The 26,778-nt window shown below is 38.5% G+C and carries 25 protein-coding genes and 1 pseudogene; 19 read left to right on the top strand and 7 right to left on the bottom strand.

The features are described 5' to 3' along the window. Positions 1-32: 32 nt before the first annotated feature. A complete protein-coding gene (locus G4D63_RS14985) occupies positions 33-494 on the top strand; it encodes an ABC transporter substrate-binding protein (RefSeq protein WP_163180485.1) in 462 nt (153 codons plus the stop codon). After that, the gene (locus G4D63_RS14980) at positions 495-1,607 is read left to right on the top strand and encodes an ABC transporter substrate-binding protein (RefSeq protein WP_338023973.1); all 1,113 of its coding nucleotides are present in this window, start codon (positions 495-497) and stop codon (positions 1,605-1,607) included. A gap of 45 nt (positions 1,608-1,652) precedes the next feature. Here G4D63_RS14980 and G4D63_RS14975 read toward each other — a convergent pair whose 3' ends face one another. After that, the gene (locus G4D63_RS14975; RefSeq protein WP_163180484.1) at positions 1,653-1,817 is read right to left on the bottom strand and encodes a hypothetical protein; all 165 of its coding nucleotides are present in this window, start codon (positions 1,815-1,817) and stop codon (positions 1,653-1,655) included. A 172-nt stretch (positions 1,818-1,989) separates the two neighbouring features. Here G4D63_RS14975 and G4D63_RS14970 point away from each other — a divergent pair, with 172 nt between their 5' ends. The 10 genes from G4D63_RS14970 (at position 1,990) to G4D63_RS14925 (ending at position 11,380) form a co-directional block, all read left to right on the top strand. Further along, positions 1,990-2,982: a Gfo/Idh/MocA family protein gene (locus G4D63_RS14970; protein WP_163180483.1), complete on the top strand. Its 993-nt coding sequence runs from the start codon at positions 1,990-1,992 to the stop codon at positions 2,980-2,982. A 74-nt stretch (positions 2,983-3,056) separates the two neighbouring features. Continuing rightward, complete coding sequence (locus tag G4D63_RS14965) at positions 3,057-4,772, top strand: ABC transporter ATP-binding protein (protein ID WP_163180482.1); 1,716 nt, start codon at positions 3,057-3,059, stop codon at positions 4,770-4,772. 321 nt (positions 4,773-5,093) lie between these two features. Then, the gene (locus G4D63_RS14960; RefSeq protein ID WP_163180481.1) at positions 5,094-5,852 is read left to right on the top strand and encodes a threonine/serine exporter family protein; all 759 of its coding nucleotides are present in this window, start codon (positions 5,094-5,096) and stop codon (positions 5,850-5,852) included. Between the two features lie 18 nt (positions 5,853-5,870). Continuing rightward, entirely contained in the window at positions 5,871-6,320 is a 450-nt protein-coding gene (locus tag G4D63_RS14955) for a threonine/serine exporter family protein (protein WP_163180480.1), read from the top strand. Positions 6,321-6,439: 119 nt separating this feature from the next. After that, on the top strand, positions 6,440-7,147 hold the full coding sequence (locus G4D63_RS14950; RefSeq protein ID WP_163180479.1) for an MBL fold metallo-hydrolase: 708 nt from the start codon (positions 6,440-6,442) through the stop codon (positions 7,145-7,147). A 12-nt stretch (positions 7,148-7,159) separates the two neighbouring features. Next, entirely contained in the window at positions 7,160-7,726 is a 567-nt protein-coding gene (locus tag G4D63_RS14945) for a TetR/AcrR family transcriptional regulator (protein ID WP_163180478.1), read from the top strand. Between the two features lie 160 nt (positions 7,727-7,886). Further along, positions 7,887-8,762 carry a carbon-nitrogen hydrolase family protein gene (locus G4D63_RS14940; RefSeq protein WP_163180477.1) on the top strand — a complete coding sequence of 292 codons (876 nt, stop codon included), beginning with the start codon at positions 7,887-7,889 and terminating at the stop codon, positions 8,760-8,762. A gap of 25 nt (positions 8,763-8,787) precedes the next feature. Further along, a complete protein-coding gene (locus G4D63_RS14935) occupies positions 8,788-9,462 on the top strand; it encodes a GNAT family N-acetyltransferase (RefSeq protein ID WP_163180476.1) in 675 nt (224 codons plus the stop codon). Between the two features lie 193 nt (positions 9,463-9,655). Next, a complete protein-coding gene (locus tag G4D63_RS14930; RefSeq protein WP_163180475.1) occupies positions 9,656-10,279 on the top strand; it encodes a DUF4004 family protein in 624 nt (207 codons plus the stop codon). Between the two features lie 312 nt (positions 10,280-10,591). Continuing rightward, a complete protein-coding gene (locus G4D63_RS14925) occupies positions 10,592-11,380 on the top strand; it encodes a polymer-forming cytoskeletal protein (protein ID WP_163180474.1) in 789 nt (262 codons plus the stop codon). A gap of 51 nt (positions 11,381-11,431) precedes the next feature. Here the strand turns inward: G4D63_RS14925 and G4D63_RS22135 are convergent, their stop codons facing one another. The 3 genes and pseudogenes from G4D63_RS22135 to G4D63_RS14915 form a co-directional block, all read right to left on the bottom strand. Beyond that, positions 11,432-11,944, bottom strand: a complete 513-nt coding sequence (locus G4D63_RS22135; RefSeq protein ID WP_275580315.1) for a peptidoglycan-binding domain-containing protein — start codon at positions 11,942-11,944, stop codon at positions 11,432-11,434. 27 nt (positions 11,945-11,971) lie between these two features. After that, positions 11,972-12,484: pseudogene (locus G4D63_RS21910) on the bottom strand (peptidoglycan recognition protein family protein); the annotation flags it as partial. A gap of 102 nt (positions 12,485-12,586) precedes the next feature. Further along, the gene (locus G4D63_RS14915) at positions 12,587-14,113 is read right to left on the bottom strand and encodes an FAD-dependent oxidoreductase (RefSeq protein ID WP_163180472.1); all 1,527 of its coding nucleotides are present in this window, start codon (positions 14,111-14,113) and stop codon (positions 12,587-12,589) included. Between the two features lie 149 nt (positions 14,114-14,262). On the opposite strand from G4D63_RS14915, the gene G4D63_RS14910 reads away from it, so the two are divergent. Further along, a complete protein-coding gene (locus G4D63_RS14910) occupies positions 14,263-14,754 on the top strand; it encodes a hypothetical protein (protein ID WP_163180471.1) in 492 nt (163 codons plus the stop codon). 52 nt (positions 14,755-14,806) lie between these two features. On the opposite strand, the gene G4D63_RS14905 is transcribed toward G4D63_RS14910, so the two are convergent. After that, positions 14,807-16,366 (bottom strand): ABC-F family ATP-binding cassette domain-containing protein, encoded by a 1,560-nt coding sequence (locus G4D63_RS14905; protein ID WP_163180470.1) that lies wholly within the window; start codon positions 16,364-16,366, stop codon positions 14,807-14,809. Between the two features lie 213 nt (positions 16,367-16,579). Here G4D63_RS14905 and G4D63_RS14900 point away from each other — a divergent pair, with 213 nt between their 5' ends. Both G4D63_RS14900 and G4D63_RS14895 read left to right on the top strand, forming a co-directional pair. Continuing rightward, entirely contained in the window at positions 16,580-17,038 is a 459-nt protein-coding gene (locus G4D63_RS14900; RefSeq protein WP_163180469.1) for a DUF3052 domain-containing protein, read from the top strand. Between the two features lies 1 nt (position 17,039). Then, positions 17,040-17,441, top strand: a complete 402-nt coding sequence (locus tag G4D63_RS14895) for a hypothetical protein (protein WP_163180468.1) — start codon at positions 17,040-17,042, stop codon at positions 17,439-17,441. Between the two features lie 40 nt (positions 17,442-17,481). Here G4D63_RS14895 and G4D63_RS14890 read toward each other — a convergent pair whose 3' ends face one another. After that, on the bottom strand, positions 17,482-19,038 hold the full coding sequence (locus G4D63_RS14890) for a glycine betaine uptake BCCT transporter (RefSeq protein ID WP_163180467.1): 1,557 nt from the start codon (positions 19,036-19,038) through the stop codon (positions 17,482-17,484). Between the two features lie 282 nt (positions 19,039-19,320). Here G4D63_RS14890 and G4D63_RS14885 point away from each other — a divergent pair, with 282 nt between their 5' ends. From G4D63_RS14885 to G4D63_RS14870, 4 genes are all read left to right on the top strand, one after another. Next, positions 19,321-20,511: a glycine C-acetyltransferase gene (locus G4D63_RS14885; protein ID WP_163180466.1), complete on the top strand. Its 1,191-nt coding sequence runs from the start codon at positions 19,321-19,323 to the stop codon at positions 20,509-20,511. 33 nt (positions 20,512-20,544) lie between these two features. Then, entirely contained in the window at positions 20,545-21,492 is a 948-nt protein-coding gene (locus G4D63_RS14880; RefSeq protein ID WP_163180465.1) for an L-threonine 3-dehydrogenase, read from the top strand. Between the two features lie 60 nt (positions 21,493-21,552). Continuing rightward, positions 21,553-22,725 carry a class I SAM-dependent methyltransferase gene (locus G4D63_RS14875; protein WP_239585985.1) on the top strand — a complete coding sequence of 391 codons (1,173 nt, stop codon included), beginning with the start codon at positions 21,553-21,555 and terminating at the stop codon, positions 22,723-22,725. Between the two features lie 705 nt (positions 22,726-23,430). Continuing rightward, the gene (locus tag G4D63_RS14870) at positions 23,431-25,281 is read left to right on the top strand and encodes a M4 family metallopeptidase (RefSeq protein WP_163180464.1); all 1,851 of its coding nucleotides are present in this window, start codon (positions 23,431-23,433) and stop codon (positions 25,279-25,281) included. Positions 25,282-25,747: 466 nt separating this feature from the next. Here the strand turns inward: G4D63_RS14870 and rarD are convergent, their stop codons facing one another. Next, a complete protein-coding gene (rarD, locus tag G4D63_RS14865; protein ID WP_163180463.1) occupies positions 25,748-26,689 on the bottom strand; it encodes an EamA family transporter RarD in 942 nt (313 codons plus the stop codon). Between the last annotated feature and the right edge of the window lie 89 nt (positions 26,690-26,778).

Genomic DNA, 26,778 nt, shown 5'->3' with positions numbered 1-26,778 from the left:
TATAACTAACTCTAGGTAAAAGGAGCTGTTATATGAGGGGTAATGGGATGATTTATGCTGTAGATCCGACGCCGTTAAATTGGCTTTATGTTCTCTTTAATACAATGGAGGAAACGGTACGTGCAGATCGTGTTGGTCGAATTGTTCCTTCACTTGCTACTAATTGGAAGTGGGTAGATTCAATAACTCTTGAACTGAAGCTAAGAGAAGGTGTGATTTTTCATAATGGTCAGCCTTTTTCTGTAAATGATGTACAAGAAAACTTTTCGCAGATTGGGCCATGGATTGCACCACATCCGCCAGGCACTTGGTTGAATTTACCGAAGGGTAGGCAGCTTCAAATAATCGATGAGTATACGGTGAGAATTCTCTTTCCTAAAACCGATGGGTTAGCTCTGGGAAAGTTACGTGGGTATCATTTTGCGAATAAGCTATTTTGGCAAAAGCTTGGTTTTGGTTATAAAACACTTGGAACTGCTGAGGGACATTGGTGAGTGCTTGATGCACCAGGTCCGTGGGGCACGGGTCCATTTATACTTTCAGACGGTTTTTCTTCTATTAATAATGTTCAGGCTATTATAAATGAAGTGCCTTTTTCATCTACTTGGATCACTACCGAAGAGATACGAACCCCTTATGTTACGTTAGATGCTAATCCTTATTATTGGAATAAACAAAGAGGCCCTAGGTTGGACCGGGTGGTGTTTCGTAATGACATATCACCACAAGAGGCATTAAATCTTTGCATGTCTACTGAAGGTCAGGTTGATCTTGTAAATGGAGTGGCCCCGAAAGATGCAGAAAAGGTTCGTACTTCAAGGTTTGCTAATTTAGTAAATGTACATGGGAATAAAGCTTTTGTGGGTTTGTTTAATCGCTATCGTCAGGATGTTAATTACAACGACCAAAAGGTAAGGTTAGCTTTTAACCTGGGTGTTGATCGAGCTCGATTTATTCAGGAAGGGTTCTATGGGTATGCAAGTGAGGTGCCGGCTTTGACACCTCCATGGGCGTTAGACTTTCCAGAGGATTTGCAGCCAAGGGCATATCAGCCAAGTGAAGCACGTCGTTTATTAAGAGAAGTTGGGTGGCCAGAAGGTAAAGCCTTTACGATTGCGACGATGAAGGAATTTGAACAACCAGCCCTTGTATTGGCGGAACAACTACGAGAGTCACTGCAAATCAGTGTGAATGTAACTGTTTTTTCACTCTATGATGAAGTGAAGCTGAAGAGGATGATTGCGGAGAAACGTCTTACACCAAGTTGGGACTTGTATCTTGGAAGCACATCAGCACTATTTTTAGAAACAACTCCAGCATTCTTTCACCGTGAGTTCTTTGGTATGGATGGTGCTTTACGAACAGGGCCTGTTATCCCAGAGTTTGAAGCCTTACTTAAGAAACTTTCGTCTCAGGTAAATAGACAGGATTTATTAGAGGTGTCGAAAGAGATCGACCGATACGTGTATAAGGAAGCATTAGGTTTATTTCTTTGTAGTCCACAGGATTTGTATGCTGTGAATAAGCAGGTATTATTCAGACCATATCGTACATCACTTGAATTTGCTGAGACGGAAGTTAGTCCTGCACATTGGTCGAGGAGATAGATGAGGGTTAATTCAAATGAAATAAAACAAGAATGAAATGTGAATTCATTGATTTTCACTTTTCATTCTTGTTTGTTCTAAAGCAACCTTTTCACATTCCAATCTAATTTTCTCAAATTTAACTTCATTTTTCTTCTTGGTATCATATATTCCCAGAATAATAATTCCAACAAAAATAAAGCCCATTAGAAGATAAGATTCGAATTGCAAAAGATCTCCTCCTTTTTAAGGAAACTGTTTGTTTCTTGGGTTTACCATATATATACAAAGTAAGAGATTTAAATACAATTATGAAGAAATGAGTAGGCAAACATCCAATCTTTGTCACTTTTTACATATTGATATATGATTATAGGTAGAAAATTCAGAAAGGAAGTGCCTTATGATTAATTGGGGTATTTTAAGCACGGCAAATATTGCCCAAAAGGCAGTGATACCAGCTATAAAGAATGCAAAAAATGCAAATGTATATGGAATGGGAAGTAGTAATAACAAGGTTCAAGAAGTAGCAAAAAATTTAGAAATACCAAATGTTTATACAAGCTATGATGAACTGTTAGATGATCCTAATATCCATGCCGTGTATGTTCCATTACCTAATACTCTACATAAAGAATGGGTCATCAAAGCAGCGAGTAAGGGGAAGCACGTTCTTTGTGAAAAACCTGCTGCCTTAACAAGTCAGGATGTTCAAGAAATGGTGGATGCATGTGAGAAGCATAATGTTCTGTTCATGGAAGCCTTTATGTATCAATTTCAACCGCAGCATGCAAGAGTGAAAGAGATCATTGCAAGTGGTGTAATTGGTGAGGTGAAGCACTTTCAATCAACCTTTACGTTTAAATTAAATCTTGAGGATAGCAATAATATTAGGCTGAATGCAGAGCTTGGTGGAGGAAGTGTATGGGATGTGGGCTGTTATTGTATCCACGCTGCTAGACTTATCCTTGGTCAGGAGCCCAAAGAGGTATATGTAAAAGGCAATGTTCATCCTACCTATCAAGTTGATATCAGTGCAACTGGTATTTTAACGTTTGAAGATGGTGTTTCAGCAAGTATTTATTCCGGCTTTGAACAGCCGATGAATGATACGTATGAAGTAGAGGGAACAAAAGGAAGAATATCTGTACCTATGGCGTACAGACCAGATCGCCGTGACGATGGGTTGGGAGAAATCATTGTAACGACGGAGAATGGTGAAAGTAGAAGCGAAACTTTCAGTGGAAATCAGTATGTACTAATGATCGAGCATTTTTCAAATTCTATTTTAGAAAATAAACAGCCTTCTTATACAGGACAGCAGACGATTAACAATATCAAAACAATTGAAGCCTGTTATGAGTCGATTAAAGCTGGAGCTCTAGTAAAATTATAGAATGGAAGCTTTGATAGATTAGAACTATAATTCCTATATAGAAAAAGTAGTAGTATAGACGGGGGAACAGCTAGATGATACGGCGATTTTTTACATATTATTTACCGCACAAAAAGTTATTTGTGCTAGATTTCAGTTGTGCAGTGTTTGTAGCGCTATTGGAGCTTGGTTTTCCATTAGCGGTTCAGTGGTTCATAGATTCCCTGCTTCCAACCCAGAATTGGTCAGCGATTGTTTGGGTAAGTATTGGACTCTTTGTACTTTATATGACAAGCACGTTTGCTCAATTTGTGGTGAACTATTGGGGCCATATGCTCGGGATTAATATTGAAACAGATATGCGTCAGCAGCTGTTTCAGCATGTGCAAAGACAGTCGTTCCGCTTTTTTGATAATACCAAGACGGGTCATATTATGAGTCGTATTACCAACGATCTGTTTGATTTGGGAGAGCTTGCTCACCATGGTCCAGAGGATGTCTTTATTGCGTTGATGACGTTTTTAGGTGCATTTTGGATAATGCTTACGATTAATGTGAAGTTAGCATTTGTTTCAATCATTGTTATGCCATTTTTAATTTTATTAATTGTGTTTTGTAACTTAAAGATGAATAAGGCATGGAAGAGAATGTATGGTGATATTGCAGATGTCAACGCACGAGTGGAAGATAGTGTATCTGGTGTGCGCGTGGTTCAATCTTTTACAAATGAAAAGTTTGAAAACGCTAGGTTCACGAAAAATAACCAGAGATTTCGTCAAGCTAAGTTAAATGCTTATAAAATTATGTCGTTTAGCTCCTCTGGTGTTTATATGTTAACGCGTTTTATTATTCTAATCGTGTTAGTGTATGGTGCTTGGTTAAGCTTTACTGGTGAGTTAACTTATGGAGAATTAGTAGCTTTCGTTCTATTTATAAATGTTCTTCTACGTCCAATTGATAAAATTAGTGCCTTAATGGAGCTTTATCCAAAAGGAATGGCAGGCTTTAAGCGTTTTACAGAGCTAATTGATATGGAACCTGAAGTGGAGGATGCGAAGGATGCAGTAGAAGTACCTAACCTTCGTGGTGATATCAGATTTAATGATGTAAGCTTCCGCTATGACGAGCATAAAGCTGTGCTAGAACATATTAACTTAAACATTAGAGCTGGTGAAACAGTTGCGTTTGTTGGACCTTCTGGTGCCGGTAAAACAACGATTTGTTCATTGATTCCGCGCTTTTATGATGTCAATGAAGGGTCGATTACGATTGACCAGATGGATATTAGAAAAATGACGAAGCATTCGTTACGCTCTCAAATCGGAATTGTTCAGCAGGACGTGTTTTTGTTCACAGGAACGCTTCGCGAGAACATCGCTTACGGAATGCTAGGGGCAACACAAGATCAAATTGCCGATGCTGCTAAGAGAGCGCACTTAGAGGATTTCATAAACTCTTTACCATTTGGATATGACACAGAAATTGGAGAGCGTGGTCTTAAACTTTCAGGTGGACAGAAGCAGAGAATCGCGATTGCGAGAATGTTCCTGAAGAACCCACCAATTTTAATTCTAGATGAAGCGACATCTGCCTTAGATACAGAGACGGAAATGATTATTCAGCAGGCGTTAACTGAGCTAGCAAAGGATCGAACTACTCTTGTTATTGCACATCGACTTGCAACGATTCGTAATGCAGACAAAGTTGTTGTAGTTACAGAGGATGGAATTGCTGAAGAAGGTAGTCATGATGAACTGTTAAACAAAGGTGGTATTTTTGCCAATTTACATCGTGTGCAATTTTCGAAATAATGTAGAACCCTTAGTCATATACTTGCTAAGGGTTTTTTGTCCATTTTTTAGGCTCTTTTCTAAAACTTTGTTGCATTTAACCCCTAAGTTAAGATGCTCACAGAGTTATTTTGTACCAAATCGCTACATAGTAGAAAAGAGCGACTCTCTGCATGTAAAGTACAATCTTACTACTAGGGTAAAAATCCGGCTTCTGGGATTTTTAACAACAATGTATATGAAAATAGCCTTTATTAAAAGAAATTGGAGTGAAAGTGATGCTGTAAAAATAAAGGTATGTTACCGTAGGTTTAGGTGAATATTCAAATTAGGGTGATACTCATGAAAGAAAAAGAACAGCAAAGGCGCTATGACATTATAGACGTATGCTTATTAGCAGGTAAAATCATGCTGCAAAGTGGAGCTGAAACGTATCGGGTTGAGGATACGATGGAACGAATTGCAGTTTCCTATGGAATCCATCACTCGGAAAGTTATGTGACGCCAACCGGGATTATCTTTTCAACGGGTGGACCAGAAATCACAAAGCTTGTTCGGATTATGAGCAGAACAACAGATTTATATAAGGTAACCGTTGTGAATAGCATCTCAAGGAGAATTAGTAATGGGGAGCTAAGCTTGGATGATGCTCACGAACAGCTTCAGGAGGTTGAATCTTCTAAAGAGGCTTTTCCATTATATCTACAGGTTTTAGCGGCTGCGATTGCGAGTGGTTGTTTCCTTATTATGTTTCTGGGTGGCTGGAATGATTTTATCCCGGCTTGCATCGCAGGGGGAGTAGGCTTTATCGTTTCCTCTTATATCAATCGAGTGATTGAAATTAAGTTTTTTGCGGAGTTTTCTGCTTCTTTAACGATCGGTTTATTGGCTTTGTTATTCGTGGTAACTGGAATAGGGCATGAACTAGATAAGATCATTATCGGGTCGGTAATGCCACTAGTACCTGGCTTGCTCATTACGAATGCAGTACGTGATTTGATGGCAGGGCATTTGGTATCGGGGATTTCAAAAGGGGCTGAAGCCTTTTTAACCGCAACTGCTATTGGTGGCGGTATTTCGATGGTCATTTTATTATTTTAGCGATGGGGGTGAACTGCTATGTGGATTCAACAGGTAATCACTAGCTTTATTGCATCAGCTGCGTTTGGGGTTTTATTTAATGCACCGAAAAATAGTTTGATTAAGTGTGGATTTGTTGGAATGGTAGGGTGGATGATTTATTTTATCCTAGTTGAATATAAGTTCGACCTTATTATTGCTACCTACCTAGCGGCCTTTTTCATTGCCTTTATTAGTCAATTTTTTGCGAGACGATATAAAACACCAATTATTATTTTTAGTGTAGCGGGGATTATTCCACTTGTACCTGGTGGATTAGCTTATGATGCAATGCGCAATATTGTTTCAAATGAGTATAATTTTGCTATAGAATCTGCGGTGAAAGTGTTTCTAATTTCAGGTGCGATTGCAATCGGGCTTGTTTCCTCTGAAGTGGTAAATCAGGTGATGAGGAAAATACAATATAGATTCAAAAGAATTGAAGGATAGAATGGCACCGTATTACTGCGGTGTTTTTTTATTTTTGGAAAAATGTGCTTGTTAAAACTAATGGTATTAGTTTATTATAAAACTAACGACATTAGTTTTTGAGAAGGAGAGAGAATGATATGCAAATAAATCGTGTTGGTTCTATCATTCAATTAGCATTTATGCCTAAGGTTTTCCCAGTTAATTGCTACTTTGTAGAGGAAGAGGATGGATTGACGTTAATTGATACTGGTATGGATTTTTGTGTGAAAGGGATTGTTGCTGCAGCGAAAGAGATTGGGAAGCCAATTGTAAGGATTGTATTAACGCATGCACATGATGACCATGTACTTGGTCTTGATTCACTTAAGGAACTCTACCCGGATGTTCCGGTTTATCTTTCTAAGAGGGATTCTCGGTTACTAGCAGGAGATAAGTCGCTTGATGCGAATGAACCCGGTACGCCTATTAAGGGTGGTGTTCCTAAAAATTTAAAGACAAAGCCAGATATATTATTAGAGGATGGAGATATAGTTGGTTCTTTGTTGGTCGTTTCCACTCCAGGGCATACACCAGGGTCAATGTCATTTTTTGATACGAGGAGTAGAGCAATTGTAGCGGGTGATGCTTTTCAAACAAAAGGTGGTATTGCAGTATCGGGTAAGCTTAATCTCTTGTTTCCTTTTCCAGCTATGGCAACATGGAATAAGGAAGTAGCGATAGAGAGTGCTAGAAAGATTAGGGAGTTAAATCCAATTTTATTAGCGGTAGGGCACGGGAAGATGATTAAGGATCCAGTACAATCTATAGATGTAGCAATAGAAGCTGCACTACGGGCAGTAAATTAAGGAGAGATAAGTATGTCACCGAGAATGGGATTAGATAAAGTAACAATTATAGAAGTTGCGGTTGAGCTAGCTAATAATGAAGGAATGGAAGCTGTTACTCTTGCCACTCTCGCTAAGAGACTGAACATCCGCACACCCTCTTTATATAATCATATTGAAGGGTTAGACGATCTAAGAAATAAATTAGCATTGATTGGAATGAACCGATTATTTCATGGCTTGAAAGCAGCGATTGGAAATAAAACGGGTGATGAGGCAGTTCATGCTATGTCAATCGGATATGTACAATTTTCCAGACAGAACCCTGGCTTATATGAACTAACCTTAGCCGCCCCTAACCCAGAGAATATTGAAATTCAACAAGCAGGAAAAAGCATTGTCGAACTTACCATTGAGGTACTTCAAGAATACAAGCTAGAAAGGGAAAACGCCATACATGCTGTTCGAGGTCTTCGAAGCCTCCTCCATGGATTCGCCTCCCTCGAACAAAAACAAGCATTCGGATTACCAGTCAACCTAGACAAGAGTCTGCATTTGTTAGTAAATACCTTTCTAGCAGGATTGCATTCGTTAAAATAGTAGAGGTTGTTTAACGCATTAAAGCAATGGGGGCCAGGCCCCCACTGCTTTAATGCGTTAATGTTTGAGTGGAATTTAATGTATTTGATTCATATCCCTTGTAGTTTAGTGTGAAATGTTTATAATCAAATTAAATTGTTTTTTAGAGAGGGGTAGATAAATGAAAATTCGTGTTTCTGCAGTTCAGTATCACTTACATTCAATTCAGTCTTTTGAGGATTTTGCTGCTCAATGTGAGCATTATGTTAAAACAGCTGCTGAGTATGGTTCAGAGTTTGTGTTGTTTCCTGAATTCTTTACGACACAGCTTTTATCGATCGGTAGTAGCCAAGGAACAGGTTTAACGATTAATGAGCTTCCAGGCTTTACTGAACAATATATAACGTTATTTACTAGATTAGCTGTTGTGCATAAGATGCATATTATTGGTGGTACCCACGTGATCAACAGAGAAGATAAGCTTTACAATGTTGCTCACTTATTTTATCCAGATGGTCGAGTAGAGGAGCAAGCGAAGCTTCATATTACACCAACTGAAGTACATGAATGGAATATGGCTGCTGGAAATGATTTTAATGTGTTTGACACCGAAAAAGGTAGAATTGCCATTTTAACATGCTATGATATTGAGTTTCCTGAAATCGTTCGAATTGCCAAGGCAAAGGGTGCAGATGTAATTTTCTGTCCTTCTTGTACAGATGATCGTCATGGCTTCCATCGAGTTCGTTACACCAGTCATGCGCGTGCGGTTGAGAACCAGGTTTACGTTGTACTAACAGGTACTGTCGGTTCACTTCCAACGGTTGATTTTATGAGAGCCAATTTTGGGCAGGCAGCAATCATTACACCAAACGATATTCCATTCCCACCACAAGGACTGTTAGCGGAGGGCGAATTAAACAACGATATGCTTGTTACAGCAGATCTTGATTTAAGTCTTCTATATGAAGTAAGAGAAAAAGGTTCTGTAACGACTTGGAGAGATCGTAGAACAGACCTTTATACTGATTGGCACGATATAAAAGTAAACAGATAGGTTATTAGAGAAGGAGAATATAATAATGGAATATGTAAGAGTTCAAAGTATAGATGAACCACTATTTAAGCAACTACATGACCTAATGAAAGAAGTATTTCCTCCAGAAGAGGTGTTGGAGTTCTCCCTTTGGAAAGAACCTTTGGAAGATCCAAGTATTTTCGTCTATGTAGCTGTACATGAAGGTAAGGTTGTCGGTATTACTGAATATCGGTACTATCCACAATGGAATGTAGCGATGACAGATTTTACAATCGTAGGTCAAGCAGGACTAAGCTTAGGGCGCTTCTTAGCAAACAATCGTCTATCTCATTTACAAAAAATAGCTCAAGAGAACGGTGGACAACAGCTTCAAGGAATGTTTGCTGAAATTTATGATCCATACCAAAAAGAGGATTTCGATTTTGGCGGAGTTCCTATGATGAACCCATTTGTTCGTCGTGAAGTATTATCACACCTAGGCTACCAAAGACTAGACTTTAAATATGTTCATCCTTCATGGGAAAATAACGGAGCAGCTGTTTCCGGACTAGACCTATGCTTCATGCCAATCAGTAAAGAACTAACAGAACTACCAGCATCATTAGTAGTTGACTTCTTAACAACCTATTACTCAGTTCTACCAGATAAGCCTGCTGAATGGTTGACTATGGTTGAAGAGCTAAAGAAGAAAGAAAACGTAGCGTTACTACCTTTATAATATACAAGTAGCCCTCATCAGCAAGCTGATGAGGGTTTTTTGATATTTAGAGAGCCAATATTGACACGGTGCTTTATTGTTTCTAAAAATTAATTTGGAAAATAAATGTAAAAATAGGTTTGTAAACAAAACAATGTTATGTTACACTGAGTTCAATTGATAAAACAATGTTTTGTTACAAAGAGGTGAACACATGGAAGAAGAGCTTTTATCAAAGAAGGAATTGTTGGAGTATACGGGTATTTCATACGGACAGCTGTATCGCTGGAAGCGAATGGACCTTATTCCAGAAAGCTGGTTCATTAAGAAATCAAGCTTTACTGGACAGGAAACTTACTTTCCAAAAGAGAAAATTGTAGGTAGGGTCCAAAAAATCCTTGAATTAAAGGATGCTTATTCATTAGAAGAGTTGGCAGCATTTTTTTCGCCGAATCCTGCCAATGTTAATGTTAGCTTGGAAGAGCTGAAAGGGTTTTTAAGAGAGACTACTTTACAATATACACAGTCTAAAAATAGTCAGCTTACTAACCTTTCTTTTAATGATGTATTTTATTTATTTATATGTGAAAAGCTCGCTGAGCAGAAGAGTTCTTCTTTTCAAAAGCTTTACGAAGAAGAGCTAGTTTTCCTTAAGGACCTTGACTTCAGCAAACAGAATACAGCCTATGACCTTCTAGCTATTTCAAAAAAACAAGAAGTAGTATGGATGCTTACCCCTGTAGATAGCCAAATGATTTTTCAACAGCAGGTCACGATTATTTTTAAAATAAGCTTAATAGAGTACCTAAACGAACTAAAGATTAGGCTATCAAATTGAATTTTCTCGTAAAGGTTGTTGATCTTAAATATTCTAAATGAAACGAAACACTATTCTAAAAAACAAGATATTATCAGAAAACAAAGCTTTTAAATTAAGGATGTGTTAAAGAACGATGCTGATTATTTAGCAGGGTTGATTGAAGTGAAGGGACGCGAGACTCCTGCGGGAGAAGCGTGGTAAGGGAGACACCACAGGCGCATAGCGCCGAGGAGGCTTCCGAACCCGCCCGCGGAAAGCGAGTGTCCCGAAACGAAAATCAACAACATAGTTTAACAGAGCCTAAATTAAAATAATTGGAGGTTGGAAGAAATGAGTATCGAAACCAAAGAAAAACAAAACATAAAAATTAATGGTTCAGGCGCGGCTGGTGGAGGAAGTTATGAAGACGTTAAAATTAATGGCAGTGGAGCTATTCTAGGTGATATCGAGTGTCAGCTGCTTAAGATTGATGGATCGGGTAAAGTTGAGGGGAATGTAAAATCTGACTCGATCAAATTTAATGGTTCAGCAAAAATTGAAGGTGATACAAACACCTCATATATGAAAATTAACGGAAGTGCTACATTGGAAGGTAATGTAGTGGTTAATGAACTAATCGTTAATGGTTCAGGAAAGTTTAAGAAGGACCTTCAAGTAGTAGACTTCGAGGTAAACGGTGGAAGTCATGTGAATGGTAGAGTTACAGGCGGAGCCGTAAAGGTTAATGGGGAACTAAAAGTGGATGAAAGCTGTGAGGTAGAGCAATTTCGCTCAAATGGAAGCATTAAGATTAAAGGATTACTAAGTGCAGATTCTATTGAGCTGAACATTGGACATCATTCTTTGGCAAAAGAAATTGGTGGAGAAAAAATTGTGGTAAAGCAATACGGTTCTTCGAGTCTTTTAAAGCATATTATAAACTTCTTTAAGAAGCGTGTTGATTTATTAGAGTCGGACTTAATTGAAGGCGATGAGGTAAATCTAGCCGTAACGAAGGCTAAGTTGGTAAGAGGGAAAAATGTTGTGATTGGTGATAAATGTGAGATTGATCGTGTGGAATATACAAATTCAATTACCATTGATCCAAATGCAAAAGTAGGAGCTTCCGTAAAACTATAAAACAAAAAATGGAACGGTCCTTAAGTATCGTTCCATTTTCTTAAGAGTTATTTAAGATTGATCTGCTAATTCCATTCGTAAATATCGTCTAGTATTAGGTCCATATATACTATCTGTTGCTAGCGCTGCATACATCGATTGAAAACGTCGAACTGCATCCGCGGTTTTAGGTCCATAAATACCATCAATGGCACCTGGATCAAAATTAACCTGCTTTAATACTCTCTGTAACTGTCTAACTCCTGTACCTTCATCACCGGAGCGTAGAATTCCATTCGCTAGAGGAAATTCATTTGATGGATTGCTAGATCCTAACACATCGTTAAGCTTTCTAAGGGTATTGGGACCTACAAGGCCATCGACTACTAAGCCATATCGACGTTGAAATCTCATGACAGCAGTTTCTGTTTCCTCTCCGTACACTCCATCTGCACCAAAACGTGGAAGTGGGAAGCCAGCTTGAATGAGTTCCTGCTGCACTTCGCGGACAAACTGTCCTTCATCGCCTATTCCTAACGGTAGTTCAACTGAAACCCCTCTAACTGATGGAGTATCGTCGGCCATTTCTTGTCCGTCTACAAAAATGTTTTGATACGATTGTTTAACATCAGCCAAAAATTGGTTCCAAGAGATTCCATAACGTTGTAATGCATTTTGTGGATCTCTTCTACGAGTAGGATCAAGTGTACTATGGGCAACAATATCCTCATCAGGATCTAGTCCAAAGCGATCTAATAAATAAGCGTGATACCAAACATATCGCTTATAGGCCTCATCAAAATTAATACTTCCTCCCCAACAAAGTTCAACTCCTATAGCTGCATCATTTGCATCAGCTCCATAGAGTCGGTCATCTGTGGATACATTGTATCTAACATGATAGGCAATTTCATCAAGAGGAATGATTTCCAATATATAATTATCATCAATAAACGTGTGTGCAGAAGCAGAGGGTTGTACAGAATCAAAATAATTACGGTTAGCGTATGCGGTTGATCCAGCATTTCCTGTATCATGACTAACTATAAACTGAATCGAATTATTAGACGTGCCTGGTCTTGAATTGCCACGATCGATATAATCCCTTGTAATGTTGTATCTCATCGTAACGCAACCTCCTTCACTTAAAATATCATTGTAGTATATGTGAAAGGAGGTTAATGCGTTATTAATATAGTGAAAGATAAGTCAAATGATAGAGAATCGTTATTCTAAATCCACTTTCTTTAATGGCTGATTGGCTGGTCCTTCTACAACTGTCCCGTCATATGAAAATCTTGAACCATGACATGGACAATCCCAAGTACGTTCACCATTATTCCATTCAACCTCACAACCCAAATGCGTACATGTCGTATCAACTGTATAAATTTTTCCGTTCATATCCTTATAGCAGCCTGCTCGCTTACCATTTACCTTTACTACTGCGCCTTCATCGTTTTGGAGCTCTTCAATCTTTTTGTGAACCATGCCAACTTTTCCAGCCACAAAATGTCCAGCTACATCGGCATTTTGTGTAATAAGATTCTTTATGGAAGGATCCGCATAAAAGCGAGAAGGGGTAAATAACTGTTCATATGGGTTATCCTTTTTTAGAATTAAGTCACTCAATAGTAAACCTGCTGCCGTCCCGTTTGTCATTCCCCACTTACGATAACCAGTAGCCACAAAAATATTAGGAAGATCCTTTGTCATGGCTCCGATATAAGGAACCTTATCCAAAGTAGTGATATCCTGTGCAGACCAACGGTTCACAATCTCTTCTATTCCAAATAACTCATCGCCAAACATTGATAAGTGCTCATAATGCTTCATGGTATTGACTCCATGTCCAGTTTTGTGCTTTTCTCCAGCAACAATCACAAGCTTTTCTCCATTAAAAGATGTATAACGAAGCGAGCGCTTAGGTGTTTCGGCACTTAGATACATGCCGCCAGGATATTCCTTCTTCGTTTTTATAGCAAGCAAGTAAGAACGTTCTTGGTACATACGTGCAAAGTAGAAGCCCTTATCATAAAAAGGAAAATGAGAGCCTGCAACTAAATAATCACAGGTGATTTTATGACCTTCTCTTGTTGTAACGACAGGCTGTGTTCCAGTTTCTACGTCAGTAGCTGTGGTATGTTCATAGATGGTTCCACCTGCATCTACAATCTTTTGAACTAATGCCTTTTGAAATTTCAACGGATGATACTGTGCTTGATTTTTCATTACAATGGCGGACTTCATTTCGATATCAAGTGGCATGGAAGAAACCAGTCCACCTGAAATGTTTAATCGATTATAAGCAGCTGCCTCTTTATCTAGTTTTGATAATTTCTCATCTGAATTGGTATACACATAAGCGTCATCCTCAATAAAGTCACAATCAATATGCTGTTCTCTAGCGGTTCTCTTTATAAATTGAAGGGCTTCGGTATTCGCTTCATAATACTGTCTAGCCTTTTCTTCACCCATATGACTAATGAGTTCATCATAAATAATGTCATGCTGAGCGGTAATTTTAGCGGTGGTATGTCCGGTGACTCCATTAAGAAGTCTTCCAGCCTCAATAAGCACGACGTTTAAACCTTGCTTAGTCAGCTGATAGGCTGTCGTAATGCCAGAAATTCCACCACCCACAATAGCGACATCAACCTTTATATCCTTTGTAAGCTTTGGAAAGCTTGGTAATTTTGTAGTATCACGCCAAAATGGCTCTGGAAATTGAGGAAGTTTGTTTTCCCAACTCATGATAAATCCCCCTAAAGTTTTATTTATTTGTAATTTTTCCTAATTCACCCAACCTATACTTGAATAGATGAATTTTAAGTAATTATTTAGAAAATATTTCCAAGCCGTCTTATAATGAAGAACATAGGGTATGTAGAGAGGGTGAGAAAATGGTGAAAAGAATAGTGATGATCGTATGTTTGGTATTGTTGATTGGTGTAGGCTTCATCAGCTATTTGAAAAGTAATCCACCTTTAGTTAGTGGTGCTATAGGGTCATCTTCAAACCATAAAGTTCTTTTAATAGAAGTCGGTAATAAAAGTAATCTTGGGAATGTACATATTGAAGAAGTTTATATAAATGGTGGCATCAAGCCTGAGAAAGTAATGCTTCAGGTAAGCAACCCACTAGGAAGCCTTGCAATTACAGATCAATTTGAAGGTAAAGAAGTGGAGGGTTATCAATTTGAAGAGGTTGATTCAGTAGAAATCGAACCGCAAACTGTTCCTACCCAAAATCTTGAAAAGGTCAATAATCATACAGCTTCTGAGGAGGATTCTTCCTATGCATTATCAATTGGGCATGAGGAAGAAGTTTACGAGGTGACCGTTTCTTATCGTTACTTAGGTTTTGCCTTTGAAAATGTTCTAACTATAGATTAATCACAAAAAAGGCCAGTAAATCGTAATGATTCACTGGCCTTTAAGAATTATGTTATTTCGTTACACTTTCCTGCGCCCATTCTTCTACATCCCAAACCTTCGTGATCCAATCTTCATAGAAATCAGGTTCGTGACAAACAAGGACAACAGTACCTTTGTAAGCTTTTAGTGCACGCCTTAGTTCTTCCTTCGCTACTACATCTAAATGGTTAGTTGGCTCGTCAAATAATAGCCAGTTGCTTTCATTCATTAACAGCTTACATAAACGGACCTTTGCTTGCTCTCCACCACTTAGTTGACTTAGTGGGCGCGAGATATGTTCATTTTTCAGTCCACATTTAGCAAGCGCAGCACGAACTTGGTGCTGATCCATGCTAGGGAATGCATTCCATATTTCATCAATAGGAGTAACATTTTCTGCTTTCACTTCTTGTTCAAAGTATGATGGAAACAAGAAATCGCCTTGAATAGCTTTTCCACTTAAAGGCTTGATTTTACCTAAGATAGTCTTAAGTAACGTTGATTTACCGACTCCGTTACAGCCGACTATCGCAATTTTTTCACCGCGCTCAATCGTCATTGAGAGCTTAGGAAGAAGCGGGAATGTATAGCCGATTTCTAAATCTTCACCTTCAAAAACATAGCGGCTACTACCACGAGACTCTTTAAAATCAAACGTTGGTTTCAAAGAAGTTTCTGGTCGATCAATTCTTTCCATTCGATCAAGCTGCTTTTGTCTACTTTTAGCACGTCCCGTTGTAGAATAACGTGCTTTATTTTTAGCAATAAAGTCTTCCTGTTTCTTAATGAAATCTTTTTGCTTCTCATAAGCATTGATGTGTTGATTCTTATTAATTTCAGCAAGCTCTAAAAACTTTTCATACGTTGCAGTATAACGAGTCAGCTTACTGAACTCGAGGTGGAAAATAACTCCAGTTACTTGATTCATAAACTCGGTATCATGGGAAATTAATAGAAATGCATTTGGGTATTCTCTCAAATATCCAATTAACCAGCGAATATGCTCTACATCTAAATAGTTTGTAGGCTCATCTAGTAATAGTACCTCTGGCTGTTCTAGTAAAAGCTTGGCAAGCAGTACCTTTGTACGCTGACCACCACTTAGAGCCGATACATCACGGTCGAGGCCGATTGCATCTAACCCAAGTCCTCGCGCTGTTTCCTCAATCTTAATATCTAGCATATAAAAGCCGCCAGCTTCTAGGCGGTCCTGAATTTCTGACATTCGTTCTAATAGTTCCTCTAGTTCTTCAGGAGTGGCGGTTGCCATTTTCTCTGTTACTTCGTTAAGCTCCTTTTCCTTTTCATATAAAGGTAAGAAAGCATCACTTAATATATCGCGAATCGATTTTCCTTTTGTTAAAACGGTGTGTTGATCTAAATAGCCATATTGAACAGTAGGTAACCATTCCACACGACCTGTATCATAAACAATTTCACCTGTTAAAATATTCATTAATGTAGATTTTCCGACTCCATTAGCACCGACTAATCCAATATGTTCACCAGCTAATAGACGGAAGGAAACATCCTTAAATAACGTACGATCACCAAAGCTATGTCCTAAACCTTCAACTGTTAATAAGCTCATGAATCATTTTCCTCCAAAATCAAATATTATCTTGACTCATCATACTACGTTCTCAGTCTTTTCGCTACACATCTTCATTGTCAAAGCAGGGGAATTTCTACAACATACCTGATTTTGATTGCCTTTCGTAACAACAATCCATTATACATTTGCTTTGCTTTTATATAATTCATAAAATAGTGGTAGATGAAGAGGAAAAGGGGAAATCACAAAATGGAATTACATCCTATTTTAAAGAAGCTACAGATTAAAACGCAGGATAAGCCAGTTCTTATTTTAAACGAACCAAAGGAATATGAAGAAGTCATCTCTGCTTTTGAAGCGACTGTACATACTGAGATTAAAGAGGAAGCCTATTCTTTTGTACAAGTGTTTGGTACCACTAATGAGACAATCAAGGAGTTAGCAATTAAGGGAGTAGCTGTTCTTGAAGAGAATGGTCTAATGTGGCTATGTTATCCTAAGAAATCCTCGAAAACATATAAGGGTTCTGATTGTAGCCGTGAGACTGTTGCGAGTCTACTTTCAGATCAAGGGTTTGAGCCTGTTAGGCAGGTAGCCATTGATGAAGATTGGTCTGCACTCCGGTTTAGGACTGTTGAGCAAATAAAGTCAATGACTAGAAAGTTTGCTGTTACTGTAGAGGGAAAAGAACGAACGAAGGAGTTATAAGTTGAAATACAGGCAACTTGATTTCAATGAGGCATTGAAGGTTACTATAGAAGAAATGGAAATGAACCTACAACTTTTAGTTGAAAAATTATTACTAGAGTATAAGCTAATTTTTGAAAAGAAAAACTTTGATTTTGACGCAGGGTTCGAACGTGAAGGTAGTAACCCTTTCACACCAGGCTATCATTCATCTGTTTCAATAGGGATTGCTGATCAAAGCGGCGAACTAATTGACTTGCATATCGTGAAAATATGGGAATGTGAGCGTTACTTCTTAGGAATGCCGATTTCTAGAAATATTCTTGGAAGTAAAGTGATAGGTGAACTCCTTGATGAATCATTGGAAGAAGTGAAAATGGAACTCCAGGAGTATATTGAGGAAGCTTTATTAGATGATGATTAAAAAAATGCTCAGATTTTTACTCTGAGCATTTTTATTATTATCAACTACTTTCCGACTCTTTCAGCAGCTCTTCAAGCTTTTTAATTCTTCTTCGTTCTTTTCTTCTTTGCTCCCGTACCTCTTGGTTCAATGCCTTATTTAAGGAAACGACCATAAATAAGACTACGACAGCAAAGGGGAGTGCTGCCACGATGGAGGCAGTTTGTAATCCATTTAGTCCACCACTCCACAGTAAGACGGCTGCAATCGAGGATTGTAAAACTCCCCAGATTAACTTTGTAGAAGTGGCTGGATTTAACACACCATTTGAAGTAAGCATTCCTAATACAAATGTAGCGGAATCTGCGGAAGTGACAAAGAATGTAATAATGAGTAGAGTGGCCAGTGTTCCAACAATGGCTGACAACGGAAACTGTTCTAATGTAATAAATAATGCCGTGGTGACATCATTGTTCACAGCCTCGGAAATACCACGCTGTTCAAATAGATCAAAAAAGATCGCTGAGCCTCCAAATGCTGAGAACCAAATGGCTCCAAATACAGTTGGAACTAGTAATACACCGAGTACAAATTCCTTGATGGTTCTTCCTCTCGAAACGCGAGCAATAAATGTACCGACAAACGGTGCCCAAGCGATCCACCAAGCCCAATAAAAGATGGTCCACGCACCAACCCATGTACTTTGAGTGAAGGGGGTTAGCCTAAAACTCATCGGAATAATATTATCCAAGTAATCACCAATGGTTGTAGTAAACGCATCAATGATAAAAGATGTCGGTCCAACAATGATGACGAAAAGTAATAAACCAATAGCTAGTCCCAAGTTTAAATTGCTTAGATAGCGAATTCCTTTATTCAAACCAGTTGTTGCAGAGAGCATATATAAAATGGTTACGACTAAAATGATCATCATTTGAACCGGAATCGAGTTTGGAAGCCCTAGTACATATGATAAGCCGCCGTTTATTTGTAAGGTACCTAAACCTAAAGAGGTTGCTACTCCAAAGGCTGTCGCAATGGTTGCTAAAGTGTCAATCCCTTTACCAATTGGACCGTGCACCCTGTCACCTAGTATAGGCTTGAAGGTTGAACTAATTAAACCAGATTCACCTTTACGAAATTGAGCATATGCAAGTGCTAAAGCAACAATCGTGTAAATAGCCCATGGGTGAAGGCCCCAGTGGAAAAAGGTGTAACGCAACGCTAATCTAGCTGCTTCTGGAGTCCCACCTTCTACGCTGCTTAGGGCAGGCGTAATAAAATGATAAATGGGCTCTGCGACTCCCCAGAATACAAGTCCAATCCCCATTCCTGCAGAAAACAACATCGCAAACCATGTGAAATAATTGTACTCAGGTTCCTCATCATCTTCACCAAGCTTAATTTTCCCAAACGGTCCAAAAGCCAGGTAGATGGCGAAGGCTAAAAAGACAAAGGTAGCAAATAAATAAAACCAACCAAACGAGACAGTGATAAAGCTTAAAGCATTAGATGACTGTTCCGCTAAGTTTTCAGGTGCGATGATTCCCCATAACACAAATAAGGTAATCACCACCATAGAGATAAAAAATACAGGCCCTAAATTCCCTTTTCTCATTTGTTAATTCCTTTCTTATATAAATATAAGTTTTAAAAATGAATACCCTAATCAATATCATTGTTTTAGGATGGTTTAAATATGCAGATTTAAGGAGAAAGTTTAATATGAACCATTCAGATTAAATACTAGTATGAGTATAATTGAAGTTTTTTGAATTATGCAACAGAGGAACTTTTTACTAAAAATATGATACTCTATAACTGGAACTATTTTAATTAGATAAACACTTATAAAATATATACATAAAGCGCTTACAAAAACTATTAGGAGGTCATTTTTATGTCCAGTAAAACACTAGAAGCATTTTTAAATGAAAACCTAGAAGATTTAAAAACCAGAGGGTTATATAATGTGATTGATCCTTTAGAGAGTCCAAATGGACCGATGATTACGATTGACGGAAAAGAGTTAATCAATTTATCTTCTAACAATTATTTAGGATTAGCTACTGACGACAGGTTAAAGAAAGTAGCTACAGAAGCATTAGAGCGTTACGGTGCAGGAGCAGGAGCAGTACGTACGATCAATGGAACATTAAAAATCCACGTTGAGCTTGAAGAGAAGATTGCTGAATTCAAGCAAACTGAAGCAGCTATTGCTTATCAGTCTGGGTTTATGTGTAACATGGCAGCCATTTCAGCTGTAATGGATAAAGATGATGCGATTCTATCCGATGAACTAAATCATGCTTCAATCATTGATGGTTGTCGTTTATCTAGAGCGAAGATCATCCGCGTTAATCACTCTGATATGGAAGATTTACGTGCAAAAGCGAAAGAAGCTAAAGAATCTGGTCTATATAAGAAAATCATGATCATTACTGATGGTGTGTTCTCAATGGATGGAGATGTAGCAAAGTTACCTGAAATTGTACAAATTGCTGAGGAATTTGACATTATGACGTATGTAGATGATGCTCACGGTTCTGGTGTACTAGGAAAAGGTGCAGGAACAGTAAAGCACTTCGGACTTCAAGACAAGGTTGATTTTCAAATTGGAACCCTTTCAAAGGCAATTGGAGTTGTTGGAGGGTATGTGGCAGGAAAGAAAAACTTAATTGATTGGTTAAAAGTTCGTAGCCGTCCATTCTTATTTTCAACCTCACTTACTCCTGCAGATGTTGCTGCTAGCAAAAGAGCGATTGAGATTCTTCAGGAAAGCACAGAGCTGCATGATAAGCTTTGGGAGAATGGTGACTATTTAAAGAAGGGCTTGAAGAGCTTAGGCTTTAACATCGGAAATAGTGAAACACCGATTACTCCTTGTATTATTGGTGAAGAGGCATTAACACAGCAATTCAGTAAGCGTTTATATGAAGAAGGTGTCTACGCGAAATCAATCGTATTCCCGACAGTACCTCGTGGAACAGGCCGAGTTCGTAATATGCCAACTGCAGCGCACACTAAGGAAATGCTTGACGAAGCAATTGCGATCTATGAAAAAGTTGGCAAAGAGATGGGGATTATTTAAATAACGCTATAAATTCAATGGGGGATTCTTTACATGAAAAAGATATTATTGACCGGTGCATTAGGTCAAATTGGAACCGAATTGACCGATAAATTACGCAAAACCTATGGAACAGACAATGTGATTGCAACAGACATCCGTGAAAATGATAGTCATGTCGTTAAGGATGGTCTTTTTGAAATTTTAGACGTAACCGATGCTGCAGCAATGGCTGAAATCGCTCAAAAGCATAAAGTAGATACAATTATCCATTTAGCAGCTCTTCTTTCTGCAACAGCAGAAGCAAAGCCTTTACTAGCATGGAATTTAAATATGGGTGGTCTCGTTAATGCGTTAGAGGTAAGTAGAGAGCAAAACTGTCAGTTCTTTACGCCAAGCTCGATTGGTGCCTTTGGACCGATTACACCGAAAAGCCTAACACCACAGGACACGATTCAGCGCCCAACGACTATGTATGGTGTAAATAAGGTAGCGGGAGAGCTACTATGTGATTATTACTACCATAAATTCGGGTTAGATACGAGAGGCTTGCGTTTTCCAGGATTAATTTCCTATGTGGCTCCTCCTGGTGGTGGAACGACTGATTACGCGGTTGAAATTTACTATGAGGCAATTGAAAAGGGCTCTTATACATCTTATATCGACAAAGGGACTTATATGGATATGATGTATATGCCAGATGCATTAAATGCGATCGTTAATTTAATGGAAGCTGATCCGGCAAAGCTAAAGCATCGTAATTCGTTCAATGTAACGGCAATGAGCATTGAGCCAGAAATGGTAGCTGCTGAAATTCGTAAGCATATACCGTCATTTACACTTGATTATAATGTGGACCCAGTTCGCCAAAGCATTGCCGATAGCTGGCCAGATTCGATTGACGCGACAGCAGCTAAAGAAGAGTGGGGCTTTGAAGCAGAGTATGATTTAGAAAAAATGACAAAAGATATGTTAACAAAGCTAGAAGAGAAAAAAGCGTAATACAAATGGCTGATCCAAACTGGGGTCAGCCATTCCTTTTAGAAAAGGAGGCTTTCATAATTGAGTACATACATAGAAGATACGTTAGTAAGGTTGAGTCAAAGCTTAGAAGCTATTACACCCTATAGATTCGTAAAGTCCACTGCTTTACTACTACAAGGAATTGAAGTGGAGTCAGATTATCAGTATGTGGAGGTTCAATGGGATCTATTTGATAATATTAGTTCTTATTTTGAAGAGTATATGACTACACCTGTTCAGCGAACAGCTACCCATGCAGAGTTTGCGATGGTGTATGAGGGGGGTGTGATTCAAGTTTCTTGTCAGTTTAATACGACGGTCAGAACGGATCCATATCATATTCATGTAATAAGAGATGGCCATGAGATCTGGGTCGAATCTCTTTATGCCCATTTATTTAGAGATAAGAAATATGAAAAGGTAGTTCGACAATATTTATCAGACCTTCAGGAAAAGTTAACACATCAAAATAAACTTGCTTGGAATCAGGATCAATATGATGCATTAGTTGAACGCTATGGTGAGCCAGAGAGAACAGCCCAAAAGATTGAAGAAAATCCAGAATGGCGTTTACATCCCTTTTACCGTCATCTTGGCAATGTGAATGAAAAGAAAGTGGTTCACTTACTAGGTTCTAATGGAATTAAAGGGGTAGCTCTTTCTTTGTTAGGTGCAGACGTTACAGTTGTTGATTTTTCTAAGGAAAATGCAGAATATGCCAAGGCTTTGGCAAAAGAAGCGGGAGTAGCTTTGGACTATATCGAGTCGGATGTTTTCTCGCTACCAGAAGCTAGTGTAAAGGACACTGCAGATATTATCTTAATGGAGCTCGGCGTTCTTCATTATTTTATGGACCTTCAGCCACTGTTTCATAAAATTAAAATGTTCTTGAAAAAAGGCGGGATTTTTCTTTTACACGAGTTTCATCCTATTTCCACAAAGCTCATTACATCATCAGGGAAAAAGCATAGAGTGACTGGAAACTACTTTTCACCACTAGTAGAAAGTGGACAAGTTGCTTTTTCTAAGCATATGGGAGAGCAGCAGGAACAGCTAGTAAAGGTATCACAACGCAAATGGACGATTGGTGAAGTCATTACGATGCTAGGACAAGAGGGCCTAATGATTAGAACATTAGAAGAGGAACCGAACCATAAAGTTCACGATATCGGTCTACCTAAAACCTATACGATTGTAGTAGAGAAAATTTAATGTCATAAATGTAAGGTAAACCATCATAAGTTTTGTTGGAGAAGGAGGGCCGCACTATAAAGCTTTTATAAGCTAGGGTAGTGTGGTTTTTCTTATGGGGTTAAAAGGGGAAGTTTCTCACTTTTATGGTGGGACATGCATTGATACGTTCGTAGCGAGAGAAATTACTGACTTTCCGCTTCAATTTGGAAGTTATGCAATTGATAACTACGTCTCAAATTTTTTGCAACACTGTGAAGAGTCTTAAAAGAAGTGCTTTCTTCGACTATTTTTAGCTGAATATAAGAAAAATAGGCTTTAGAACAAGTTCTAGTAAAGCGAATCCACTATTCCCTTAAATACTCCAAATCTAGGTAAATACTCCCGATTTCTCATCACTTAATGACTTGTAGGTCTTTTTAGGGATTTGCATTCCATAAATCGACACACTTTGAAATTTTCAATCTCCTTAAGCATTGCTTCAGGTTCTATAAAAAACTTGGTATGACAATATAAATAAGAATATATTAATAGATTTCTTGAATTTTAAATAGTAGGAATATTTAATCATTAATTACCGAAAGCTAAAAATTTTGACGATTAGTAGATGGAAAATTCTGTTGATTCAAGATTGCTATATAAGTACGCTAATAACGTGTAACACGGTATTTCATATTATGGAAATTCCAGGTTACGAAATAAAAATTAGCGAAAGAAGGTATGAGAATGAAGAAAAAGATTGTAGGAATTGCATTAGCTTCCACTCTGTTGTTAGGAAGTCCCTTTTCAACCTCCTATGCGGAAGGAAACTCACTGCAAGAGTTCAAAAAGTTAAACAACGGAAAGGTGCGTGTAATTGGTGAAGACAGGAAAGGACCTCCAACCTTTGTTGCTGGCAAACTTTCCACAAAGAGGTCTCACGCTAGTAGTGAGAATGCTATAAAGTTTTTAGAGCAGCATAAGTCCTTTTTCAATATAAATAAACCCGTCAAAAGCCTAAAAGAAGTTAAAGTTGATAAGGATGAACAAGGTAAGACTCATGTCCGATTACAGCAAATGAAAGATGGTTTGCAGGTTGATCGTAACCAAATTAATGTTCACTATAATGAAAATAACGAGATTACTAGTGTAAACGGAAATTTTAATCCTGTCATAGAGGATTTAGAAATTAATACTGTTCCTTCAGTTTCAGAAACAGCTGCAATGAGCGCTGCTAAGAAGGCTGTAGGGGCACCAGAGAAGGTGGATTTTGAGACTACCGAACTAGTTATTTTCCCCCATGAAGACCAATTTTACCTAGCATATAGAATTAATGTAGAATTCTACGGAGAAGGGCAAGGGAATTGGTATGCATACATAGACGCACAAACAGGAAAGGTTATCGAAAAGTATAATGCGATGACTGGTCTTGGATTCTTCAGTGATGTTATTGATTTAAATGCTTCAGATAATGACAGTATATCTAAATCGGGTCCAACTCAAACTGCGATTCAAAATGCAAGCCGTTTAAAGCCGGCTGGTGGAGTTGGGTTTGGTACAACTGGAGTTCTTAAGAACTTATCTACTTCCCATGGAAACATCCCAGGAAGTGGTGAGGGTTCAACATTCTATCTTGCTGACTCCACTATTAAGGGTATGGACGGAATCTTTACTTACAATATGAAAAATACGACAAACCAAATGTGGTTATATTCTAACGATGATGCTTCTTGGAAGGATGTATTGTACAGTGGTGACAGCAGTTCGTGGGAAGCAGTTGGACAGGGGCCTGCAGTGGACGCTCATAGCAATTCCAAGGTTGTATATGATTATTTCAAGAATAATCATGACAGGAATTCTCTTGATAATAACGGAATGTCAATAAATTCCCGTGTCCATTTCTATAAATCGTATAATAATGCCTTTTGGAGTAACGGACTTGCTATGATGACCTATGGGGATGGAGACGGCAAGCAGTTCATACCTCTTGCATCACTTGATGTAACTGCACATGAAATGGTTCACGGTATAACTCATTATAATGGTGGTCTTCGTTACCGCTTTGAAACTGGTGCAATAAATGAGGCATACTCAGATACTTTTGCAGCAATTGTTGATGATGCCAACTGGGAAATAGGTGAAGATATTATAGGATCTGCGTGGCTTGAAAGCGGCCGTACAGCTCTTAGAAGTAACGAAAATCCTGGAAAGTTCAAGGTGAATGCTAGCTTCTGGTCATACAGCATTGATGGTGAAGGCCGTTACCCAATGCATATGGATGAATACTATGACCTCCCTAGAACTTCAGATAATGGCGGAGTTCATATCAACTGTACCATCCTCCAGCACTCAGCTTACTTAGTTGCTGAAGAATATGGTATGGGTCGTGAAGTAGTTGCTGACACATGGTATCGTGCTTACGACTACTTGCATTATGATGCAAGCTTTGCAGAATTCCGTGAAGCAATTTTACAATCTGCAATTGACCTTTACGGTGAAGGAAGCAAAGAATACAACTCATTTCTAAATGCATTTGACGATATTGGCTTATATGAAGGTTGGTCGCTTGAAGACCTTCGCGCAAAACGTTCTAATTAATAGTTGGTAAGAAGAAGTCAGGGGAAGTCCTGGCTTTTTTGAGTTATATCTGCAAAAAAGCAAATCAAACAGTACAGAGAGTACAATGTTTTCTAAGGGGGCGTTTTAAACGCAAACTTCTATTAAATTTAGTGTCTATTGAAGGATCTAATGAATATTTGCTTGCTGACTAATTAACCTGAAACTTATTAGTAGACTAGGAAAGAAGGAATTGAGAGAAACTTATGTGGAAATATAACATTTACAAGGTTAAAATTACCTCGATGGAGTAGGGTGGTTACGCAATTCATGTGCATTCTTACACAATTATTGTATAGTGAACATGCAATTACCTTCCGCGTTCATACATATAGTTTGGTGTCTAATACAAATTTCTCGAATCTCACGCAATTCCACCCAAACCTCCCTAATCTACCAATCAACTAACCTCATTTCACGACAAAAAAGGACAAGAGACGCTAATCTCTTATCCTTGCATAGATTTTTTAGTTGGCAGGAGCTTATGTTCCATCGAAATAAACCATTTTGTCTTTGATGCGGTATATAGTGTTAAGGCAGTCCAGATACAGATGAACGAAGCGAGATGGGTATCTGTAAATGGCTCTTTATAAAGAAAGACACCAAGCATGAGCATAATGGTTGGTGCAATATATTGTAAAATACCGACCATCGACAGTGGAATTCGTTTGGCGCCAGTAGCAAATAGAAGCAGCGGAACGGCTGTGGCAATTCCTCCACCCATCAGAATGAGGGTCAGGTTCAGATCTGCCATAAAGATTCCTTCTCCACCAGCATGGGTCATTCCTAGGAACAGTAGGGCAAATGGTGTAACAAATAGAGTTTCGATTGTAAGACCAACCATTGCTCCAAGCTGGACCATCTTTTTGATTAACCCATATATCCCAAAGCTTATAGCTAAGGCTAATGCTACCCACGGAACGGTTCCGAAGTAGATGGTTAAGTTTAAAACGCCAATTGCAGCCAAGATAAAGGAAACAGTTTGCCAAATTGTTAGTTTTTCCTTCAACACGAGTATACCGAGCAGAATGCTAACAAGTGGATTAATATAATAGCCAAGGCTAGCCTGAACGACATGATCTGCGTTAACGGCCCAAATGTAAATGACCCAGTTCATACTAATGACTACAGAGGCAAGTGAGATACCAATTAGTCTTTTTCGGTTGGTTAAAAGTTCTCTTAAATCAACTTTTAATTGCCTAATCTTTCCAACAGCCGTTAAAATAAGAAGCATAAAGACAAACGACCAGACAATACGATGTGCCAGAATTTCACCAGGAGAGATGTCTTGAACTAGCTTCCAGTACAGAGGAAGAAAGCCCCAGATTAAGTAGGAACCAGCAGTGGCAGCCATACCAACGGCCTGTGTATGATCTGTAGATGAGTTCATGTTACTAACCTTCTTTACTAGTAAGTTGATATAAGTGTAGGAGGTATTTGGGAATTTTGCAATGAAAAAATTTCGGTAATCGAGATAAT

The organism is Bacillus mesophilus, from assembly GCF_011008845.1.
Taxonomy (GTDB): Bacteria; Bacillota; Bacilli; order Bacillales; family SA4; genus Bacillus_BS; species Bacillus_BS mesophilus.
This window is presented reverse-complemented; position numbering and strand designations above follow the sequence as displayed.

Excerpts from the sequence above, each read along its gene's own strand:
- G4D63_RS14935 (WP_163180476.1), top strand. The coding sequence starts at position 8,788 with ATGGAATATGTAAGAGTTCAAAGTATAGATGAACCACTATTTAAGCAA.
- G4D63_RS14930 (WP_163180475.1), top strand. The coding sequence starts at position 9,656 with ATGGAAGAAGAGCTTTTATCAAAGAAGGAATTGTTGGAGTATACGGGT.
- G4D63_RS14945 (WP_163180478.1), top strand. The coding sequence starts at position 7,160 with ATGTCACCGAGAATGGGATTAGATAAAGTAACAATTATAGAAGTTGCG.
- G4D63_RS14915 (WP_163180472.1), bottom strand. The coding sequence starts at position 14,113 with ATGAGTTGGGAAAACAAACTTCCTCAATTTCCAGAGCCATTTTGGCGT.
- G4D63_RS14890 (WP_163180467.1), bottom strand. The coding sequence starts at position 19,038 with ATGAGAAAAGGGAATTTAGGGCCTGTATTTTTTATCTCTATGGTGGTG.
- G4D63_RS14870 (WP_163180464.1), top strand. The coding sequence starts at position 23,431 with ATGAAGAAAAAGATTGTAGGAATTGCATTAGCTTCCACTCTGTTGTTA.
- rarD (WP_163180463.1), bottom strand. The coding sequence starts at position 26,689 with ATGAACTCATCTACAGATCATACACAGGCCGTTGGTATGGCTGCCACT.
- G4D63_RS22135 (WP_275580315.1), bottom strand. The coding sequence starts at position 11,944 with ATGGCCGACGATACTCCATCAGTTAGAGGGGTTTCAGTTGAACTACCG.
- G4D63_RS14970 (WP_163180483.1), top strand. The coding sequence starts at position 1,990 with ATGATTAATTGGGGTATTTTAAGCACGGCAAATATTGCCCAAAAGGCA.
- G4D63_RS14940 (WP_163180477.1), top strand. The coding sequence starts at position 7,887 with ATGAAAATTCGTGTTTCTGCAGTTCAGTATCACTTACATTCAATTCAG.
- G4D63_RS14925 (WP_163180474.1), top strand. The coding sequence starts at position 10,592 with ATGAGTATCGAAACCAAAGAAAAACAAAACATAAAAATTAATGGTTCA.
- G4D63_RS14910 (WP_163180471.1), top strand. The coding sequence starts at position 14,263 with ATGGTGAAAAGAATAGTGATGATCGTATGTTTGGTATTGTTGATTGGT.
- G4D63_RS14905 (WP_163180470.1), bottom strand. The coding sequence starts at position 16,366 with ATGAGCTTATTAACAGTTGAAGGTTTAGGACATAGCTTTGGTGATCGT.
- G4D63_RS14985 (WP_163180485.1), top strand. The coding sequence starts at position 33 with ATGAGGGGTAATGGGATGATTTATGCTGTAGATCCGACGCCGTTAAAT.
- G4D63_RS14885 (WP_163180466.1), top strand. The coding sequence starts at position 19,321 with ATGTCCAGTAAAACACTAGAAGCATTTTTAAATGAAAACCTAGAAGAT.
- G4D63_RS14950 (WP_163180479.1), top strand. The coding sequence starts at position 6,440 with ATGCAAATAAATCGTGTTGGTTCTATCATTCAATTAGCATTTATGCCT.
- G4D63_RS14900 (WP_163180469.1), top strand. The coding sequence starts at position 16,580 with ATGGAATTACATCCTATTTTAAAGAAGCTACAGATTAAAACGCAGGAT.
- G4D63_RS14960 (WP_163180481.1), top strand. The coding sequence starts at position 5,094 with ATGAAAGAAAAAGAACAGCAAAGGCGCTATGACATTATAGACGTATGC.
- G4D63_RS14955 (WP_163180480.1), top strand. The coding sequence starts at position 5,871 with ATGTGGATTCAACAGGTAATCACTAGCTTTATTGCATCAGCTGCGTTT.
- G4D63_RS14880 (WP_163180465.1), top strand. The coding sequence starts at position 20,545 with ATGAAAAAGATATTATTGACCGGTGCATTAGGTCAAATTGGAACCGAA.
- G4D63_RS14965 (WP_163180482.1), top strand. The coding sequence starts at position 3,057 with ATGATACGGCGATTTTTTACATATTATTTACCGCACAAAAAGTTATTT.